General features: G+C 67.3%; 12 protein-coding genes, 1 tRNA gene and 1 pseudogene. 5 read left to right on the top strand and 9 right to left on the bottom strand.

All coding sequences use genetic code 11. The annotated features are described in order from the left end of the window. Positions 1-9 precede the first annotated feature (9 nt). The 4 genes and pseudogenes from H1R19_RS20755 to H1R19_RS20740 form a co-directional block, all read right to left on the bottom strand. Positions 10-681: pseudogene (locus tag H1R19_RS20755) on the bottom strand (NADPH-dependent F420 reductase); the annotation flags it as partial. 112 nt (positions 682-793) lie between these two features. After that, positions 794-1,807, bottom strand: a complete 1,014-nt coding sequence (locus tag H1R19_RS20750; RefSeq protein WP_188328194.1) for a zinc-dependent alcohol dehydrogenase — start codon at positions 1,805-1,807, stop codon at positions 794-796. 357 nt (positions 1,808-2,164) lie between these two features. Further along, positions 2,165-4,882, bottom strand: a complete 2,718-nt coding sequence (locus tag H1R19_RS20745; RefSeq protein ID WP_219850044.1) for a cation-translocating P-type ATPase — start codon at positions 4,880-4,882, stop codon at positions 2,165-2,167. Between the two features lie 174 nt (positions 4,883-5,056). Then, positions 5,057-5,130 (bottom strand) — tRNA-Gly (locus H1R19_RS20740). Between the two features lie 235 nt (positions 5,131-5,365). Between H1R19_RS20740 and H1R19_RS20735 the strand changes: the two genes are divergently transcribed. From H1R19_RS20735 to H1R19_RS20720, 4 genes are all read left to right on the top strand, one after another. Then, positions 5,366-6,865: an HNH endonuclease signature motif containing protein gene (locus tag H1R19_RS20735; RefSeq protein WP_219850043.1), complete on the top strand. Its 1,500-nt coding sequence runs from the start codon at positions 5,366-5,368 to the stop codon at positions 6,863-6,865. Between the two features lie 20 nt (positions 6,866-6,885). Then, entirely contained in the window at positions 6,886-7,455 is a 570-nt protein-coding gene (dcd, locus tag H1R19_RS20730) for a dCTP deaminase (RefSeq protein WP_188328191.1), read from the top strand. Between the two features lie 89 nt (positions 7,456-7,544). Next, a complete protein-coding gene (locus H1R19_RS20725; protein WP_219850042.1) occupies positions 7,545-8,966 on the top strand; it encodes a UDP-glucose dehydrogenase family protein in 1,422 nt (473 codons plus the stop codon). A 97-nt stretch (positions 8,967-9,063) separates the two neighbouring features. After that, the gene (locus tag H1R19_RS20720; RefSeq protein ID WP_219850041.1) at positions 9,064-10,674 is read left to right on the top strand and encodes a hypothetical protein; all 1,611 of its coding nucleotides are present in this window, start codon (positions 9,064-9,066) and stop codon (positions 10,672-10,674) included. A gap of 35 nt (positions 10,675-10,709) precedes the next feature. Here the strand turns inward: H1R19_RS20720 and H1R19_RS20715 are convergent, their stop codons facing one another. Beyond that, positions 10,710-11,300 carry a TetR/AcrR family transcriptional regulator gene (locus H1R19_RS20715; protein ID WP_188328188.1) on the bottom strand — a complete coding sequence of 197 codons (591 nt, stop codon included), beginning with the start codon at positions 11,298-11,300 and terminating at the stop codon, positions 10,710-10,712. A 112-nt stretch (positions 11,301-11,412) separates the two neighbouring features. Here H1R19_RS20715 and H1R19_RS20710 point away from each other — a divergent pair, with 112 nt between their 5' ends. Then, positions 11,413-13,053, top strand: coding sequence for a DHA2 family efflux MFS transporter permease subunit (locus H1R19_RS20710; protein ID WP_219850040.1), 1,641 nt, complete (start codon positions 11,413-11,415; stop codon positions 13,051-13,053). Here H1R19_RS20710 and H1R19_RS20705 read toward each other — a convergent pair. The 4 genes from H1R19_RS20705 to H1R19_RS20690 all read right to left on the bottom strand — a co-directional run bounded on the left by H1R19_RS20705 (position 13,015) and on the right by H1R19_RS20690 (position 18,378). Further along, positions 13,015-14,142: a PDR/VanB family oxidoreductase gene (locus tag H1R19_RS20705; RefSeq protein WP_188328186.1), complete on the bottom strand. Its 1,128-nt coding sequence runs from the start codon at positions 14,140-14,142 to the stop codon at positions 13,015-13,017. The genes H1R19_RS20710 and H1R19_RS20705 overlap by 39 nt on opposite strands. Before the next feature lie 9 nt (positions 14,143-14,151). Beyond that, on the bottom strand, positions 14,152-15,063 hold the full coding sequence (locus tag H1R19_RS20700; protein ID WP_219850039.1) for a metal-dependent hydrolase: 912 nt from the start codon (positions 15,061-15,063) through the stop codon (positions 14,152-14,154). A 5-nt stretch (positions 15,064-15,068) separates the two neighbouring features. Continuing rightward, the gene (locus H1R19_RS20695; RefSeq protein WP_219850038.1) at positions 15,069-16,865 is read right to left on the bottom strand and encodes an SDR family oxidoreductase; all 1,797 of its coding nucleotides are present in this window, start codon (positions 16,863-16,865) and stop codon (positions 15,069-15,071) included. Between the two features lie 259 nt (positions 16,866-17,124). Continuing rightward, entirely contained in the window at positions 17,125-18,378 is a 1,254-nt protein-coding gene (locus H1R19_RS20690; RefSeq protein WP_188328183.1) for a pyridoxal phosphate-dependent aminotransferase, read from the bottom strand. Positions 18,379-18,491 lie beyond the last annotated feature (113 nt).

The raw sequence follows: 18,491 nt of genomic DNA, 5'->3' as shown, positions 1-18,491 counted from the left end.
GGGCAGGACTCAGGCGCGCCACTCCGGGGTGCGCTCCGGCGAGGCCTGGGCGAGTGCCTCGATGGTGTCCTTGACGCCGAAGTCCTTGCCGTACACCGGCGTTCCCGGCTGCTGGCGCCACGACTCGGCGAGCGGTCCCGCGTCGACCGGGTCGAAGCCGAGCTCGTCGACGAGGGCGAACACGATCTTCTTTCCGTCCGCGTCGTCACCGGCGATCGGCAGTGCTATCCGGCCCTCGGTGCCGGCGGGGACACCCTTGTTCAGCAGGTGCTTCCAGTAGATCCCGTTGAAGACCTTGTAGACGGGCACGCCGAGCAGCTTGGAGACCCAGACGCTCTCCGGGGTGCCGTCCTCGATCTCCTGGATCTTCCCGTCACGCTGCTGCGGGTAGTAGTTGTTGGTCTCGATGACCGGCGCCCCCGGCTTGCGGGCGTCGAGGATGCCCGCGGCCAGGTCGGGGGTGTTCTTCTGCGGGATGCTGACGATCACCAGGTCGGCGTCCTGAGCTGCGTCCGCGGCCCACACCGCCGTGGCACCGGTCTCCGACGCCAGATCGGCAAGTGTTTCCGGGGCGCGCGAATTGGCGACCCGCACGTCGTGGCCCAGGGCAGTGAGCCGACGCGTGAGCGTCCCGCCGATGAATCCCGCACCGATGATTCCGATCTTCATGACAGCACCTCTGTTCCGAACCGTGTTCTCATCGGTCTTCGGCCGACCTCTCGGCCAACGACACGGGGGTGCCGGGACATTCCTCCAGCCGCCGGACGGGTGATGCGGCGCACCCGTGAAGCGGTCAGAACTCGAAGACGACGCGTGCCGGTACGGCGCCGCTCAGCACGTCGCTGATCGACTCGTTCACCGTCTCCAGGGGCCGTGTCTCGGCGATGACCTCGGTGCGGCCGGCCGCGTGCAAGGCGAAGACGTCGGCGAGGTCGTTCCGGGTGCCGACGATGGATCCGATGACGGACTTGCCGCCGAGCACGGTGTCGAAGATCGGCACCGGCAACGTCGCATCACCGGCCGGCAGTGCAACGCAGACGAGTCGGCCGCCGCGACGCAACGAGGCGTATGCCTGCTGGAAGGAGGCGGCCGAGGCGACCAGTGCGAGGGCCACATCTGCCCCGCCCAGTCCGGCGATCGCCTCCACAGGGTCCTCGGTCTTGGCGTTGACCACGTGGTCGGCGCCCAGCCTGCGCGCCATCTCGAGCTTCTCGTCGGAGACGTCGACAGCGACCACGAAACCCCCGGCGATCCGGGCATACTGGACCGCCAGGTGTCCGAGTCCGCCGATCCCGAACACCGCCACCGTCTGCGCGGGGCGCACATCCGCCACCTGTACCGCCTTGTAGGTCGTCACACCCGCGCACGTCAGCGGGCCCGCATCCACCGAGGACACAGCGTCGGGAACCGGGTTGGCGAAGGCGGCCGGGAGAACGGCGTACTCGCCGAAGCTGCCGTTCACGGAGTATCCGGAGTTGCGCTGCTGTTCGCACAGCGTCTCCCAGCCGGAGATGCAGTACCGGCACGCACCGCACGCATACCCCAGCCAGGCGATGGCGACCCGGTCGCCGACGGCCCGATCGGTCACCTCTGATCCGATCGCCTCGATCCGGCCGATGCCCTCGTGGCCCGGTACGAACGGCGGCGACGGCTTGACCGGCCAATCACCGTGCGCGGCATGGATATCGGTGTGACAGAGGCCGCTGGTCTCCATCTTCACCAGCACGTCGGTGGGGCCGGGCTCGGGAACGGGCAGGTCCTGTATCTCGAGCGGTGCCGTGAAGTCGGTGACGACTGCTGCTTTCATCGTGATTCTCCTGTGGTGGGCGAACCCGCACATCCGCGGGCCGTTCGACCCCGAGAACCCCTTGTCCGGCGAATCCGGAGATCACCCATCCTCTTCACGGCGTCGTACTGCCCATGGTTGACCCTCCGGCCCCTCAATATCGGGTTTCGAGGTCACGGATCGGTGTGCAGTCGTGGACGGTCGTCCCGGGGGCCTGGGAGAGGAGTCGTTCGAAATCGTCGCGGCGACACGGTTCCCTATCCGGGCGTGATGACGGCGGCCGCGCCGGCCGCGGTGCCATGGCGGACGGCGGTGTGGATGTCCAGGGCGGGATTCATCGGCACGGACAGGATGTGGGACATGCCGATCCTCTCGATGTCATGCGGGTGATCCGACGCGACGCAGCACCCGGCGATAGAACTCGTCGACGCCCCACACGATCAGGGGCAGCGGTAACAGCCACAGCCAGAGTTCGAGGGGCGGTGGGATCGTCCCGAACACGTCGTTGAGGACCGGAACTGTCACCACGATCACCGCGAAGACGATCTCGAATGCGATGCCCCACAGCAGGAAACGGTTGGTCGTCACACCTATCGAGGACAACGACGCCCGCTGGGTTCGCGCCGCCATCGCGGTACCGATCTGGCATGCGACGATCCCGAGGAATGTCATCGTGGTGGCGAGCTGCCAGGTCGTGTGCATGTCGCCGCTGCTCACCGAGGTGCCGTAGGTCCAGCCACCGCGCCACAGCGTGCCGAGGAACAACGCGATCACCAGCACCGCGGAGACCCCGCCCAGGAGGAGCCACGCGCGGATCAGCAGTGGTCCGGTCACCACGCTCGAGCGACGGGGTCGCGGTGCGCGGTCCATCAGGCCCGGTTCGGCTCGCTCACGTCCCAGCGCCAGTGCGGGCAGGGTCTCGGTACCCAGGTCGATCGCCAGGATCTGCATCACCGTCAGGGGTAGCGGGATGTTGCCGCCCGAGAGTGCGTACATCAGGAAGGGGATCACCTCGGGGGTGGCGTGGGCGAAGATGTAGACGATGAACTTCTGGACGTTGTCGTAGACGCGACGGCCTTCTTCGACCGCGCTGACGATGGTGGCGAAGTTGTCATCGGTGAGCACCATCGTCGCCGCCTCCCGGGCGACGTCGGTGCCGTTGCGTCCCATGGCGACCCCGATGTCGGCCCGGTGCAGTGCAGGGGCGTCGTTGACGCCGTCGCCCGTCATCGCCACCACCGCGCCGAGGTCGCGCAGGGCGTCGGTGATGCGTACCTTCGCCTCCGGGGACGTGCGCGCGAAGACGAGCTCGCTGCCCTGCCCCAGGATGTCGTCGAGCTGTGCCTCGGACATGCCGTCGAGCTCGAGGCCGGTGATCACCTGCAGGCCGAGTTCGGAGCCGATGCCGACGCTGCGGGCGATGCCCTGCGCGGTCAGCGCGTGATCGCCGGTCACCATGACCACCCGGATGCCGGCCCGGTGGCACGTCGCGACGGCGTCGGCCACCCCCTCACGCGGCGGGTCGAGCAGCGCGAGGACACCGAGCAGCGTCAGGTCCTGTTCGGCGCTCCCGCGGTCGATGGTGCGTCCGGTGTCGGTGTCGACGTCGCGAGAGGCCACGGCGATCAGGCGTAGGCCGTCGGCGGCCCATCCCGACACCAGGTTGCGCAGCTCGTCGAGATCGACTCGGTCCGAGGGTCTTCCGGCGATCGTCGTACACCGGCCGAGGATGTCCTCGGGTGCGCCCTTGACGTTGATCCTGGCGCCGTCGGGATCGAAGACGACCGTGGACATCCGTCGGAGTTCTGAGTCGAAGGGAAAGACCCGGTCCGGTTTCGGATCGACCGCATCGCCTGTCCTCGCCGCGGCGACCCCGCGCAACAGGGCGATCTCGGTGGGATCACCGTACTCACGGGTCTGGCCGTCGTCGTCGACTTCGATTCTGGCCGTGCAGCAGTCGACGACGGACCGGGCCAGGCGCCGCATCCCCTCGGTCGGCGTGTATCCCGCTCGGACGTCGTCGACGACCCCGTCGGACGCCCAGATCCGCATCGCCTGCATCGAGTTCTGCGTGAGGGTCCCGGTCTTGTCGGTGCAGATCACCGAGGTCGACCCCAGGGTCTCGACCGCGGATATGCGTTTGACCAGGGCCCCTTTGCGGGCGAGTACCCGCACGCCCACCGCGAGGGCGAGGGTGATGGTCGGCAGCAGGCCCTCGGGGACGTTGGCGACGAGCAGGCCGATGGCGAAGTTCACCGCGTCCTGCAGGGAGAGCCCCGCCAGCAGGGTCCCGAGCGGGATGAACGCGAGGCCGAGTCCGACCGCGACCGCCGCGATGAACCAGGCGACCCGCTTCACCTTCTGCTCGAGAGGACTCTCGTCCCGCACGCCCGTCTGCGAGAGGGCCGCGATGTGTCCGAGCTGGGTCTGCATCCCGGTTGCGAAGACCACCGCCCGACCGTCGCCGCCGACGACGTTGGTGCCGCTGAACACGATGTCGGTGGCCTCGAGGATGGGGCCGGATCGCGCATCCGAGTCGCTCTGCACGTGCACCGGCGCCGACTCGCCGGTCAGGGCGGACAGGTCCACCTCGACCGCACCGGCGATCAAGCGCGCATCGGCGGACACCCGATCGCCCTCACCGAGGTGGATGACGTCGCCGGGAACGAGATCGATCGCCGCGATCGTGTCTTCAGGGGCTTCTCGGACGACCCGTGCGGTGGGCGGCATGATGTCCGAGAGGGCCTCGACCGCCCGCTCGGCGTGTCGCTCCTGGAAGAAGGCGAATGCCGCGTTGATCAGGATGACCACGACGATGGCGATACCGAGCGGCCGGGAGTCGCCGACCCACGCGAGCACCGCCGCCAGCCACAACAGCAGGGCCAGCGGGTGTGTCAGTTGGACCAGGATCTGCTTCGCCCACTGACTGCCGTGTCGTCGCACGATCTCGTTGGGGCCGAAGACGACGCGGCGGCGGTCGGCCTCGCGGCCGGACAAGCCGTCGGTCGAAGTCTTCAGATCCTGCAGGAGACGATCGATGTCCTCTTGGGGATCGACCTCGCGGAGTGACGCGAGTGCAGTGTCGGACGATGCCATGAGGTGTCCGCTCGATTGAGTTCTGGTGCTCTTCATTCACTGTGACAGATGGCACCGGGCGATGCGGCCGATCGTGATGTCCCTGTATCCGGGGTTCAGGGGGCGGGACGGCGGTCGGGCGAAGGCGGCCACGCATCGGCCCAGGCCGCGCGTGAGACGTATCCGCGGTGATGGTGGAGCCGATGACGGGAATCGAACCCGCGTATTCAGCTTGGGAAGCTGATGTTCTGCCATTGAACTACATCGGCGTGCGAGTGCTGGACTCGCGAACGACAGCGTAGCAAATCTGTCCACAGCTGTGGCCCATGCGTCGGGAGATGACGCGGTTTGTGTCGGGGGAAGCTACTAGACTCGGGAGCTGCAACAGTGCAATCCTGCTGCGGCAGAAGAGGATTCTCTGTCCGATAGGGGTTGCGCACCGGCAGGAACGCGCGTAGCATCGAACATAGTTTCGAGTAAAGCCATGATGATGGGGGATTGATCATGGCTTTCGAGGAGCCATTCGCACCACAACCAGAGCTGGTCGAGCAGTACGACCGTCTCCATGCGCTGATCGATGAGATCAGCCAGACGGCGTCGACTCGATGCACCGATGCCGAGCTGCTGAAGGTTGCCTACGAGCACGAACGCGCCACGCGGCGGATGCTCTCGTTGTCCGTGCGTCACATCGTCGACGTCGAAGAGCGTGGGGCCTTCCGCAAGGCCGGCTGCAAATCGATCAACAATTTCATGACCACGGTCCTGCGGCTGAGTGGCGAGACCACACGCCGCCTGAGGCAGGTGAGAGTTCTCGGCAAGTGGGCCGACATGCAGGGCAGCCGCCTCGAGCCGAAGTTCCCGGAGACCGCGAATGCCGTTGCCGACGGCGACATCTCGTCGTCGCACGTAGACGTGATCATCGACGTGATGAACAAGATCCCGGCCGCGGTCGACGCAACCGAGAAAGAAGCCGCCGAGGCCGCACTCGCGCACTACGCACGCGAATACGACCCGCGCTCGCTTCGACAGCTCGGTGAACGCATCCTCGCCCACCTCGACCCCGACGGCAGCATCACCGACGACCGGGACCGCGCCCGCGTCCGCGGGATGCGCCTCGGACCCCAAGACGCGCAGATGATGTCGAAGCTGACGGCCACCCTCGACCCCAAGACGCGCGCCATGCTCGACGTCGTACTCGCGGTGTGGGCGGCCAAGGGCATGAACAACCCCGACGACGACGCGTCCCCGACAGGCGATCCATCGACAGCCGACCCGAATGCACTGGCCGCAGCCGCCGACCGCGACCACAGGTCCGACGAGCAGCGCAACCACGACGCCTTCGCGGCACTGCTGCGCACGATTCTCGACGGTGGAGCGCTCGGCGCCTCTCACCACGGGCTGCCGCCGCACCTCATCATCACGATCTCCGAGTCGTCGCTTCGCGATCGCGCCGGCGATCCTGCTCGCACCGCGACCGGCACACTGCTGCCGATCAAAGACGCCGTCGAGCTCGCCGCAGAATCGCAGCAGCACCTCGCGGTGTTCCGCGACCACACCAGCGAAGTCCTCTACCTCGGCCGCGACCAGCGGTTGGCCTCCCGCGCGCAACGCCTCGCCGCATTCGCCCGCGACGGCGGCTGCACCCACCCCGGCTGCACGCGGCCGTCCTTCGACTGCGAAATCCACCACGACGAAGAATGGTTCGCCGACCTCGGACCCACCGACATCGACAACCTCGCCACCGCCTGCGGAACCCACAACCGCGCGGTCGGTCGAGGCGACGATCAGTGGGCCACCTCCATCGAGACCCACGGCGTCGACGCAGGTCGTGCGGTCTGGCACCCACCGAAGTCGCATCCGTCGTCGACCCCGCGCGTCAATCACGCGCATCGCACCGACGAGGTCCTCGACAGGATGCGCACCGACGTCCACCGACGCAGGTCGGCGGGCGCGCACCGTGCCGGGACGCCCCCGTCGGGCGACACGGGCGCAGACCCGCCCTGACCATTCGATAACCTCGACACGTGCTGCTATCCGACCGCGACATCCGCGCCGAGATCGCGGACGGGCGCCTCGCCATCGATCCGTTCGATCCCGCCCTCGTCCAACCCTCCAGCGTCGACGTCCGGCTCGACAGAATGTTCCGGGTGTTCAACAACACCCGATACACCCACATCGACCCGGCCCAACGACAAGACGAACTCACCTCGCTGGTCGAACCGGCCGACGGTGAGCCGTTTGTGCTGCACCCGGGAGAATTCGTGCTCGGGTCCACCCTGGAGGTCTGCTCCCTACCCGACGACCTGGCCGGACGCCTCGAAGGCAAGTCCTCCCTCGGCCGGCTCGGGCTGCTCACCCACTCCACCGCGGGCTTCATCGATCCCGGCTTCTCCGGCCACATCACCCTGGAACTCTCCAACGTGGCCAATCTCCCGATCACCCTGTGGCCGGGTATGAAGATCGGGCAGCTGTGCCTCATCCGGCTCAGCAGCCCCGCCGAGCAGCCCTACGGCAGCGCGGCGGTCGGATCGAAATACCAGGGACAACGCGGGCCCACCCCGTCGAAGGCGTACCTGAACTTCGTCAAAGACTAAAAGGCGCTCCTCCCGGAGTTCACCCGACCGATCACCGTACGCAACAGTGCATACGGTTGCCGGCCGCAACCGCGGGTGAGCGTTGCATCATGAAGCTCACGGTGATCGGATGCGGCTACCTCGGTGCCACCCACGCGGCCTGCATGGCCGAGCTCGGGCACGACGTCGTCGGCATCGACGTCGACGCACACAAGGTCGAACGCCTCCAGGCCGGTGAGGTGCCGTTCTTCGAGCCCGGGCTCGCCGACATCCTCCGCCGCAACATCGACGCCGGGCGTCTTCGATTCACCACCGACCAGCCGGCCGCAGCCGACCACGCCTCGGTCCACTTCCTCGGCGTCGGAACCCCGCAAGAAGTGCGCGGGCACCGCGCCGACCTGTCACACGTCTACGCCGCCGTCGACGCGCTCGTCCCCACCCTGCGCGGACGGCACCTGATCATCGGCAAATCCACCGTTCCCGTCGGAACCTGTGCCGAACTCGCGCAACGTATCTCGGTGCTCGCCCAGCCCGGCGCCGACGTCGAACTGTCCTGGAGCCCGGAGTTCCTGCGAGAGGGCTTCGCCGTCGAGGACACGCTCGAACCCGACCGCCTCGTCCTCGGTACCGGACTGCTCGACGACGGTTCGCAGGACCCGCAGGAAGAATCGTCGGCCGGCGAGACCGTTCGCGAGATCTACCGCGAGATCCTCGAGACCGGCGTGCCGCTGATCGAGACCGATTGGGCGACAGCCGAGCTCGTCAAGGTCTCGGCCAACGCGTTTCTGGCGACCAAGATCTCGTTCATCAACGCGATCAGCGAGCTGTGCGAGATCGCCGGCGGCGACATCAACACCCTCGCCGACGCCATCGGCTACGACCCGCGCATCGGCCGTCGATTTCTCAACGCCGGGCTCGGCTTCGGTGGCGGATGCCTGCCCAAGGACATTCGCGCACTCACAGCTCGTGCCGACGACATGGGCGCGCCACGCGCTGTCGGATTCCTCCGCGAGGTCGACGCCATCAACATGCGCCGACGGTCCGCCGCCGTGGAACTCGTCTACGAGGCACTCGGCGGGGACGTCCTCGGGCGCAACATCGCGGTACTCGGCGCCGCATTCAAACCCGAGAGCGACGACGTCCGGGACTCGCCCGCGCTCACCGTCGCGAGTCGACTGGCACTCGAAGGCGCGTCGGTCACCGTGTTCGACCCCAAGGCCATGGACAACTCGCGTCGAGTGCAGCCCAGCCTCGGATACGCCACGTCAGCCCGGGAGGCCTGCGACCGCGCCGATGTGGTGGTCATCGCCACCGAGTGGGCGGAGTTCGTCCACATGGCTCCGGATGAACTCGACGAGGTGGTTCGCGGCAAGCGGATCGTCGACGGCCGGCGCTGTCTCGACCCCCACATGTGGCGCGACGCCGGCTGGGATTACCGGGCGCTGGGCGGTCCGGTGCCCGTTCGGGCGGTCTCACGAGGGGATTCGTCCAAGAAGGTGAACGGTTTTGCATCGACGACGGTGGTGCGCTGATTCGTGCTAGGTTGAGTTTCGCGACTGATCAGGTGGCACCTTCTCGCCGGTGGGGGCATTGGGGCGGGGTGCACGCGAAGTGCAGGAATTCAATCAGATGACCGACACGGTAGCCGATTCGGCGGTGACACCGACCTCCGCGAATGCAGAGGCCGCGGTCGATGCCGCCGTGCTCGACCCCGCCGTGCTCGACCGCGCCGCGCTCGAGGCCGTGCGGCACAAGCTGCTGCAGCGCGGGATCGCCGAGTGTCCACAAGTGGTCTTCCTTGATCTCGACCCGCAGACCGGCGTCGCGGTGTCCCGACTGGACCCGGGCCGCGGCGCGATCGCTGACACCTATACCGACCCGGCCCTCACGCTCACCGCACTCGATCGGGATATCGCCGACCACCTCATCGGCATCGCCCGCGTCGGGTCGCCGACCACCCCCGAATGGCGCGATGAGCTCTTCGACCTCATCTCCCGCGGCCGTGGGCGGCTCAAGGACTCCGACGGCACATTCTTGATGGGTCGACGCCACATCCGCCTCTTCCGTATGGCCCGACGCGATGTCGCCGAGGCCGGCGGATCGCTCACCGCGCGCGCCGAAGAACTGGCCCGCGCCGCCGTCGCCGGAACGCAGGCCCCCGCGGTGGTGATCGCCGACCGTGTGAGCGTGTGGCCGGGCCTGCGCGACGCCGTCGCACGAGCCGTCCAGGTACCTGTCATCGACGCCGGGCCTGTCGCCGCGTCGCCGGTCGACCCAGCACCAGTCGACCCAGCACCAGTCGACGCGGCCCTGATCGACACAGCCGAAATCGACACAGCCGAAATCGACACAGCGCCAGCAGATCACACATCAACCGACGCAGCGCCGGCTGAGCCGGGAGCAGTGAGAGAAGAACGGCCTGTCGCGGTACCGGTTCCCGAGGCTGTCGTAGAGCCAGGGTCTGTTCTCACGCAGGATCTTCCGCCGATTGCCGCTGAGGTGACGGACCTGATCCGCGCCGGGGAACCCGCGGTCCCGGTCGCATCGAACGTTCCGCCCTCGCCCGCAACGGCTTTCGGTGCGCTGGCGTCGTATCTCCCGGCGGCCGACATGCCGATCCGCGTCGCGCCGGTGGCTGCACACCGACCCGAGGCACACTCTCTTTCGCCCACGCCGAACACCATCGGCACAAATCTGAGCGGCACGAGCCCCGGGGGTCTGGACTCCGGCAGTCTCGGCGCCGGAAGTCTCGACGCCGGAAGTCTCGACGCCACCGTCGCCTCGAATCCTGCTCTTCACGAGGCATATACACAGTCAGGTCCGGCACCGATGTCCGGGCTGTTTCCGGGGCCACATGCGATCACTCCGCACGGTCCGCGTCGTAGGTCCGGCGCCAAGCGGATTCTCGTGGGTCTTGCGTTGATGTGCGCGCTTGCGATCGTCGGCGTGGCCACCGCGCTGGCGGTGGGCAACGATGAGTCTCCGGCGCCCGTCGCCGCACCTCCTGCCGAGACCACCACAGCTTCCACCGGTCCGGAGTATGCGGACCCGGCGATCCTTGCCGAGGCGCGCCAGCCCGCGCGCCGGTACACGCCGCCACCGCCACCGCCGCCGCCGGAGACGTCGACGCCGGAGGCGCGCACGCCGCGGCAGCAGCCACGTCAGCGAGCTCCGCGCCCGCAACGGGGCGTGACGATTCCGAATCCCATTCCCGGACTTCCGCCGATCGTGCTGCCCTAGCGCACCCAACCGGTGGCCGGTGGAACGCCTGCCCTTTACGCCCGGGGTGGCGGGGCGAACCCCCGGGCCACGAAGTCGAGGACTTTCTCGTAGCTCTGCGGCGCATCGACCTGTGGTGGGTGGGTACCGGCGAGTTCCAGGCTGACGGCGCCGTGGACGGCCGACCATGCCTGCACCGCGAGGTCGGAAGGGTCTCCGGCCATGATGACCCCTGCCACCTGGCCGTACCGGATGACGTCGACGAGCACCGCGAACGCGTTGATCGCCGCCTCGGGCTCGGGGGTGCAGTGTGCGGAGAACATCAGCCCGTAGATGACCGGGTTGGACATCGCGAACTCGCGGTAGGCCCGGCCGGAGTTCCGTAGTCGTGCGACGGGGTCGTCGTCGGTGGCTGCCACCGCTCGGCCGAACTCGACGAAAGCGTCCGTGACCAGTGCGTCCAGTAGCCCGTCCCGGCCGTCGAAATGGTTGTAGACGCCCATCGGTGCGACCTTCGCCTCCGCAGCGACAGCGCGCACCGTCAACCCGGACTCGCCGTCGCGTTCGAGAATCGTGCGACCGGCCGTGAGGAGTGCGGAGCGGACTTCGGCGGCGGAGGTGCGGGTACGCGGTTTGGCGGGGGACATATTGACAACATACTAGAACGGTGTTCTTCTTGAATAGAACGACGTGCTATAGCGGTGGTACGGCGTTCTGCAAGAGCACGGGGCAGACCTATCCGAGAACTGGAGACCGCCGATGCACGCTTTACGCACACACTCTCGCTGGTGGGCGCTCGGCGCTCTCAGCTTCGCCGAACTACTGGTCATGATCGACAACACGATCGTCAACGTCGCGTTGCCGACGCTGGCCCGCGATCTCGACGCCGGGATCTCGAGCCTGCAATGGATCGTCGACGCCTACACCCTCGTCTTTGCCGGATTGCTGTTGACCGGCGGTTATCTCGGCGACCGTTTCGGTCATCGCCGGATGTTGCTCACCGGCGTCGTCGGATTCATGGTGGTGTCGGTGCTCGCGGCGTCGTCGCAGAACATCGGTCAGCTCATCGCGAGCCGAGGGGCACTGGGACTCTTTGCGGCGCTGGTGTTCCCGGCCACTCTCGCCATCATCACGACGATCTTCGTCGAGGCCAGGGAACGCGCAATGGCCGTCGGGATCTGGGCCGCGATCTCCGGTATCGCGGTGGCCATCGGCCCCGTGCTCGGCGGTTGGCTGCTGGAACACTTCTCGTGGACGTCGGTCTTCTGGGTGAACGTACCGTTCGGCGTGGTGGCACTGACGTTGATCCTGGCGGTGGTGCCCGGCACACGGCCGCTGGCGGTGCCGAGATTCGACATCGTGGGCGTCGTGCTGTCGGTCGTCGGGCTGGGATTGCTCACCTACTCGCTCATCGAGGCGCCCCACGTCGGCTGGGGTGAACCGCGAACCATCGCGGGTGTGGTTGTGGCACTGTCCATCCTGACCGCGTTCGTGATGATGCAGCTGCGCATCACCAATCCCATCCTGGACGTCAGATTGTTCACCAACCGTCACTTCGCAACCGCGGCCGGGATGATCAGCGTCGCCTTCTTCGCGCTGTTCGGCTTCATCTTCCTGATCACCCAGTTCTTCCAGGCGGTGAAGGGTTACGGACCTCTCGCAGCCGGCGTGAGAACGCTACCGTTCGCGGTGGTGATGGCCGTGTTCTCCCCGGTCGCGATGGCGCTGTCGCATCGTTTCGGTCCGCGACCGGTGGCCGTGATCGGAGCATTCCTGATGTCGGGCGGGTTCGCCCTCGTCGAAACCGCGTCGCGCACTTCGGGGTACTGGGAACTCATCGTCTGGTCGATGGCACTCATGGCAGCAGGTCTGGCCTTCATCTCCGGGCCCTGCACCCAGCTCATCATGAATGCGCTGCGACCCGAGCAGGCCGGCGCGGGCAGCGCGGTCAACGACACCACCCGCGAGCTCGGCGGCACACTCGGTGTGGCCGTCCTCGGGTCCATCCTCACCTCCACCTACGTGGCCGGAGTCGGGGATCGACTGTCCGGCAGCGGATTACCTCGCGAGGCGGTCGCCGCCGCGGAACAATCGGTGATGGCCGGAGTCGAGGTGGCCGCGCAGTCACCGGCTGCGCTCGGCGATCCGGTACGGGCAGCCGTGCAGCAGGTCTTCATGGACGGGCTCCACGACGCCGTGTGGGCTGCGGTGGCGATCACCGCGGTAGCCGGTGTCGCGGCGTCGTTCCTGTTGCGCGGTACCGTCGCGGGCCGCCACGCGGTGCCGAGCTCGGTGGAAGGGCAGGGGCCCCTTGTGACGCATCCTCCGCAAACTCCGAACGCCCCTCAGGGAGCAGGGGCCTCAGAGGTCGAGGGTGAGATTCCCACCGGCACTGCGTGACACGCAGGTGAGGATGGTCCCGGCCTCGCGCTCGGGCTCGGTCAGGATGTTGTCGCGGTGATCGATGTCGCCCGACAATGTCGCGACCTTGCAGGTGCCGCAGAAACCCTGCTGACACGAGTACGGGACGGACGGCAGCACCCGGCGTATCGCGGCGAGCGCGGACTCGTCGGCTGCCACCGGGATCTGTACGCCGGTCGAGGCCAGGGTGACCGTGAACTCGGTGCCGTTCTCCACCGGCGGCGGGCTGAAGCGCTCATAGTGCAGCTCGATGTCGGCGCGCCCGGCGAGATGCCGTCGCAGACCTTCCAGCATCGGCACCGGCCCACAGCAGTACACGGCGAGGTCGGCGTGCGTGTCGTCGACGGGGCCGAGCAGTTCGGTCATGGTCGGCAGCCCGTGATCGTCGTCGGTGCGGATGGTGATGCGCTCACCGAACCGGGCTACCTCGTCGAGGAACGGGATCGAGTCGGCGCTACGGCCGGTGTAGATCATCGACCAGTCCAATCCGAACCGTTCGGCTGTCGCGAGCATGGGCAGGATCGGCGTGATCCCGATACCCGCGGCGACGAAGCGGACGCGGCGCGCCGGTGACCCGTGCCCCGGAACCGCGAGCGGAAATGCGTTGCGCGGCCCCTTGATGGAGATGATGTCGCCGACGCGGAGGACGTCGTGGACCTCGACCGATCCGCCTCCGCCATCGGGTACTCGCCGTACCGCGATGCGGTAACGCTCCCGGTCGGTGGGATCGCCGCACAGTGAGTACTCGCGCATGCGCCCAGACGGCAACAGCACGTCGAGATGAGCACCGGCGTGCCACGGCGGCAAGGGGCCCCCGTCGGGGGACTCCAAGGTCAGTGCGATGACGTTGGAGTCCCGCGCGACGCACTCGCGGCCGACGATGCGCACCTGTGTGATCCCGTCGTTCACCGGTCCGTCGTGCAGCGGAGAGAGTGGTCGCCAGACCGGCCACCACGCCCGGAACACCATGGTGCCCAGCGTGATCAGGGGATCGCGTCGCCACCGACCATACAGGTGCGGCGGCGGCTGGGTCAGCGCCGTCGAATGCGGGTGTGCGCGTTGGTTCATGTCAGGCCTTCACGCGGCATTGCGGGCGGCCGGCGAGCTCGCCAGGTAGGCGACGGCCTGCGCGGTACTGCCGATGTGTTCGGGCCGGAAACCCGGCCGGAAGTAACTGAACGTGGAGAAGATGATCGTCCGCATCCTGGGTAGGACCCCCGCGCGTACGCCGCGGTGGTAGTGCCAGGACTTCTGAAAGTAGTTGTAGGACAACGATGCGTCCTGACTCATGATGAAACGGTATCCGCGCTGTACCAGGATGAGCAGCATCGGCAGCACCGCGAACATCGCCCGGCCCCGCCGAAGGTAACCGTCGCCGAAGTATGCGGCGACGTCATGTGCCACCGCGCGATGTTCCACCTCCTCGGCGCCGTGCCACATGAAGAGGTCGGCCATGGTCGGATGCGCACCGAGCCGTGTCCAGGAGTTGTTCAAGGCGAAGTCGCCGAGGATCGCGGTGTAATGTTCCAGCGCCGCGATCAGCCACAGGCGTTCGATGAGGTGCTTGTGTCGAGCCTCCCGCGATCCGCCGTCGAGCGGGCCGAGCACCTTGCGGAAGATCCACTCCATCTGGAGCTGATAGGGGCGCGGGTCGATGCCGTGATGGTCCAGGAACTCCCACAGCACGCGGTCGTGAGCCTCGGCATGCATTGCCTCCTGTCCGATGAATCCGCGCATGCGGGAGGCGAGTTCGTCATCGGCGACGAGCGGCAGCGCCTCGTTGTAGGTCTGCACGAACCAGCGCTCACCCTCGGGCAGCAACAGATTGAGCACGCTGATGAAGTTCGACGCCACCGGGTGACCGGGAATCCAGTGCAGCGGAACGTCGTCCCAGTCGAATTCCACGTTCCGGGCGTGGAGTTCGACGGGCCCCGGGTCGGCCGGATCGTCTGCGGCGGGCCGCGCACGGGTGGGATCGGTGGACGTCATGACGTTCACCCGGTGACCTTCTGGCGCGCGCCGATACGCGAGAGCCAGGGCGCGAACCGGTAGATGCGATATCCCACCTTCGCCTCGATGGTCACCGGCACCACTGCCTTGTTGCCTTCGATGGCCGAAACGATCTCACTCGCCACCCGGTCCGGGGTGAAGCCGCGGCGCTGATAGAACCGGTCGAGCCGCTCACGTCGGGCCCGTTCGTCATCGGCGTCGAGCCCGGCGATCGGGGTCGAGGAGACGATGTTGGTGTCGACGAGTCCCGGACAGATAACGCTGACGCCGATGTGGTGTTCGGCCAGCTCGGCCCGCAGCGACTCGGAGAACAGCAGCACGCCTGCCTTGGACGCGGAATACAGTCCCAGGCTTCGTGACGGGGTGAATGCCGCCGCCGAGGAGATGTTGACGATGTGGCCGCCGACCCCGCGTTCCACCATCTGCCTGCCGAATGCGCGACTGCCGGTGATGACGCCACGCAGATTGACGTCGAGCAGCCGGTCCACCTGCTCATCGGTCGCCGCGAGAGCTCCACCGGCAAGACCGATCCCGGCGTTGTTCACCACGATGTCGGGGACGCCGTGGGTCGTGCGGACCTTGTCGGCGAACTCGGTGAAGCCCGCGGTGTCGGAGACGTCGAGGCGGTGGGCATGCGCGGTCGCGCCGGCGATCTTGCATTCCCGTGCGGTCTCGTCGGCGGTTTCCGCGTCGAGGTCGGCGAGGACGAGCTCGCACCCGCGTGCGGCCAGCGCGAGGGCGGTCTCGCGCCCGATACCGCTTCCCGCGCCCGTGATCACGACGAGTTTCCCGGCCAGCGGCTTCGGGTCGCTGAACAGCCGGGAGCGATCGATGGTCGGCGCCGGTGCGCCGCTGTTCGTCTGCACGGCAAGGAAGTCCAGGACCAGATCGGTCAGGTAGTCCGGGTGGGTGTACGGCAGCCAGTGACCGGTGGGGGTGTCGCGGCGCCACAGCTTCGCCGCATACGTGGGGGTGTTCTCATAGATCGCCGGACGGAGTGCGACGTCGCGCTCGTTGACGACCTGCAGCACGGGCACATTCGTGATCCGCGGATTCGGGCGCAGCAACTTCTGCCGGATGTTGGCGCGGTACAGGGCGAGTCCGGTGATCATGTCCCGGCGTAGCGAATCGGCCACGACGACGTTCTCCGGCGGGGTGCCCTCCACGGTGCGCAGGAACTGCTTCCACGCCCGGGGGTTGCCCAGTGCCCGCAGGGCGACGTTCGGTATCAGCGGCAACTGGAAGAGCCCGGTGTAGGACGACGAGAGGGATTGCGCGGCAATGTTTCGGAGGTGGCGTGGCGTCGGCGAGGCGATCTGTTCCCGGAGAAGCTGGCCGAGATGGTCCAGATTGGGGCCCGAGACCGAGACGAAGGACGCGATCCGGGTCTGCGCTCGGGGACGGCTCACGGCCTCCCACGTGTGGATCGAGCCCCAGTCATGGCCGACGACGTGGACCGCGCGGTCCGGGGACACCGCTTCGGCGACGGCGAACAGGTCGTCGGCCAGCTCGTCGAGTCGGTATGCGCCGGTCCGCCGCGGCCGATCGCTCTCGCCGAAACCGCGGCAGTCGTAGGCCACCACGTGGTACTTCTCGGCGAGCCGCGGGGCGACGTGCGTCCACAGGTGGTGTGTGTCGGGCCAGCCGTGCACGAGCAGCACCGTCGGATTCGACGAATCGCCCAGCTCGAATGTGGCCAAGCGAACGCCGTCGTTGATCACGTTCCCCCGACGCCAGTCCGGTTGCCGGTCGGATCGCTGACGAACTGCCTGTTCGGACATGTGTGTCACCTTGCTGTGAGTGGCCTCGCGGCCGGTCCCCGGGTAGCGCGTCGGTCCGCGTCGGTGGCACGCTGCCGCGCCGCCGCTGGTGGGACCGGTGGAGGTACACGTTACCAACGGTTACACAAATGTCCAGGGCTCGGAGAGAAGTCAGCAGAAAATGGCAGAGGCCCGGTCCGAAGACCGGGCCTCTGCCACTGACCGGGATCGGTCACATCCGATCCCGCATGCTCACTGCCGCGTGCTCACTGCCGCGTGCTCACTGCCGATACGACGACAGGAAGTTGCCGATCCGCTCCACCGCCTCGGCCAGATCGCGCGACCACGGCAGGGTGACGATGCGGAAATGGTTGTGGTCGTCGAGGTTGAAGCCGGTGCCCTGCACCACGAGGATCTTCTCCTGCAACAGCAGGTCCTGGACGAACAGCTCGTCGTTGTGGATCTCGTGGACCTCGGGGTCGAGGCGCGGGAAGGCGTACAGCGCACCCTTGGGTTTGACGCAGCTGACGCCGGGGATCTCGTTGAGCTTCTCCCAGGTGACGTTGCGCTGCTCGTAGAGCCGGCCGCCGGGGGAGACCAGCGCGTCGATCGACTGGTACCCGCCGAGCGCCACCTGGATGGCGTGCTGGCCGGGCACGTTGGAACACAGGCGCGTCGACGCCAGGATGCCCATGCCCTCGATGAAACCCTTCGCGTGGTCCTTGGGTCCGGTCAGCACCACCCAGCCCGCCCGGTAGCCGCAGACCCGGTAGGCCTTCGACAGGCCGTTGAAGGTGAGGCACAGCAGGTCGGGGGCCAGTGACGCGACGTTCACGTGTTCGGCGTCGTCGTAGATGATCTTGTCGTAGATCTCGTCGGCGAGGATCAGCAGCGAATGCTGACGCGCCAGCTCGACGAGCTGCTCGAGAACCTCGCGTGAATAGACCGCACCCGTCGGGTTGTTCGGGTTGATGATCACGATCGCCTTGGTGCGGTCGGTGATCTTCGACGCGATGTCGGCGACGTCGGGGTTCCACCCGTTGTCCTCGTCGCAGCGGTAGTGGACGGGCTGGCCCCCCGACAGCGAGGTCATCGCGGTCCACAGCGGGTAGTCGGGCGCGGGGATGAGCACCTCGTCGCCGTCGTTGAGCAGCGCCTGCATGGTCATCGTGATGAGCTCGGAGACACCGTTGCCCAGGATGACGTCGTCCACGTCGAAGTACGGGAAGTCGGGGATCAGCTCGTAACGCGTGACGACGGCGCGGCGCGCGGAGAGCACACCCGCCGATTCGGAATAACCCTGCGCGTAGGGCAGCGCGTGGATCATGTCGCGCATGATCACGTCGGGCGCCTCGAAACCGAACAGTGCCGGGTTGCCGATGTTCAGCTTGAGGATCCGGTGGCCCTCTGCCTCGAGCCGCTGTGCGTGCGCGTGTACGGGACCGCGGATTTCGTAGCACACGTTCTGCAGCTTGAGAGACTGCTCGAGCGGTTTGAGGTTCTGGTTGAGGTGCGAAACATGGGGCCTACTCACGGGTACATTGTCGCAGCCGAGCGCAAATGTGTTTCCACCAGTGCCTTCCGGCCGGCTTCGCGACAAGAAGCAGGACGGGCCCCGACCCATCGGTCAGGACCCGTCCTGCGTGT

It is taken from the genome of Gordonia jinghuaiqii (assembly GCF_014041935.1).
Classification (GTDB): domain Bacteria; phylum Actinomycetota; class Actinomycetes; order Mycobacteriales; family Mycobacteriaceae; genus Gordonia; species Gordonia jinghuaiqii.
Note: the sequence above shows the minus strand (reverse complement) of the source record. Positions and strands in the feature narration are given on the sequence as shown.

Bases quoted from the DNA above. Each gene is read 5' to 3' on its own strand.
- H1R19_RS20750 (WP_188328194.1), bottom strand. From the start codon at position 1,807: ATGAAAGCAGCAGTCGTCACCGACTTCACGGCACCGCTCGAGATACAG.
- H1R19_RS20745 (WP_219850044.1), bottom strand. From the start codon at position 4,882: ATGGCATCGTCCGACACTGCACTCGCGTCACTCCGCGAGGTCGATCCC.
- H1R19_RS20735 (WP_219850043.1), top strand. From the start codon at position 5,366: ATGGCTTTCGAGGAGCCATTCGCACCACAACCAGAGCTGGTCGAGCAG.
- H1R19_RS20725 (WP_219850042.1), top strand. From the start codon at position 7,545: ATGAAGCTCACGGTGATCGGATGCGGCTACCTCGGTGCCACCCACGCG.
- H1R19_RS20720 (WP_219850041.1), top strand. From the start codon at position 9,064: ATGACCGACACGGTAGCCGATTCGGCGGTGACACCGACCTCCGCGAAT.
- H1R19_RS20715 (WP_188328188.1), bottom strand. From the start codon at position 11,300: ATGTCCCCCGCCAAACCGCGTACCCGCACCTCCGCCGCCGAAGTCCGC.
- H1R19_RS20710 (WP_219850040.1), top strand. From the start codon at position 11,413: ATGCACGCTTTACGCACACACTCTCGCTGGTGGGCGCTCGGCGCTCTC.
- H1R19_RS20705 (WP_188328186.1), bottom strand. From the start codon at position 14,142: ATGAACCAACGCGCACACCCGCATTCGACGGCGCTGACCCAGCCGCCG.
- H1R19_RS20700 (WP_219850039.1), bottom strand. From the start codon at position 15,063: ATGACGTCCACCGATCCCACCCGTGCGCGGCCCGCCGCAGACGATCCG.
- H1R19_RS20695 (WP_219850038.1), bottom strand. From the start codon at position 16,865: ATGTCCGAACAGGCAGTTCGTCAGCGATCCGACCGGCAACCGGACTGG.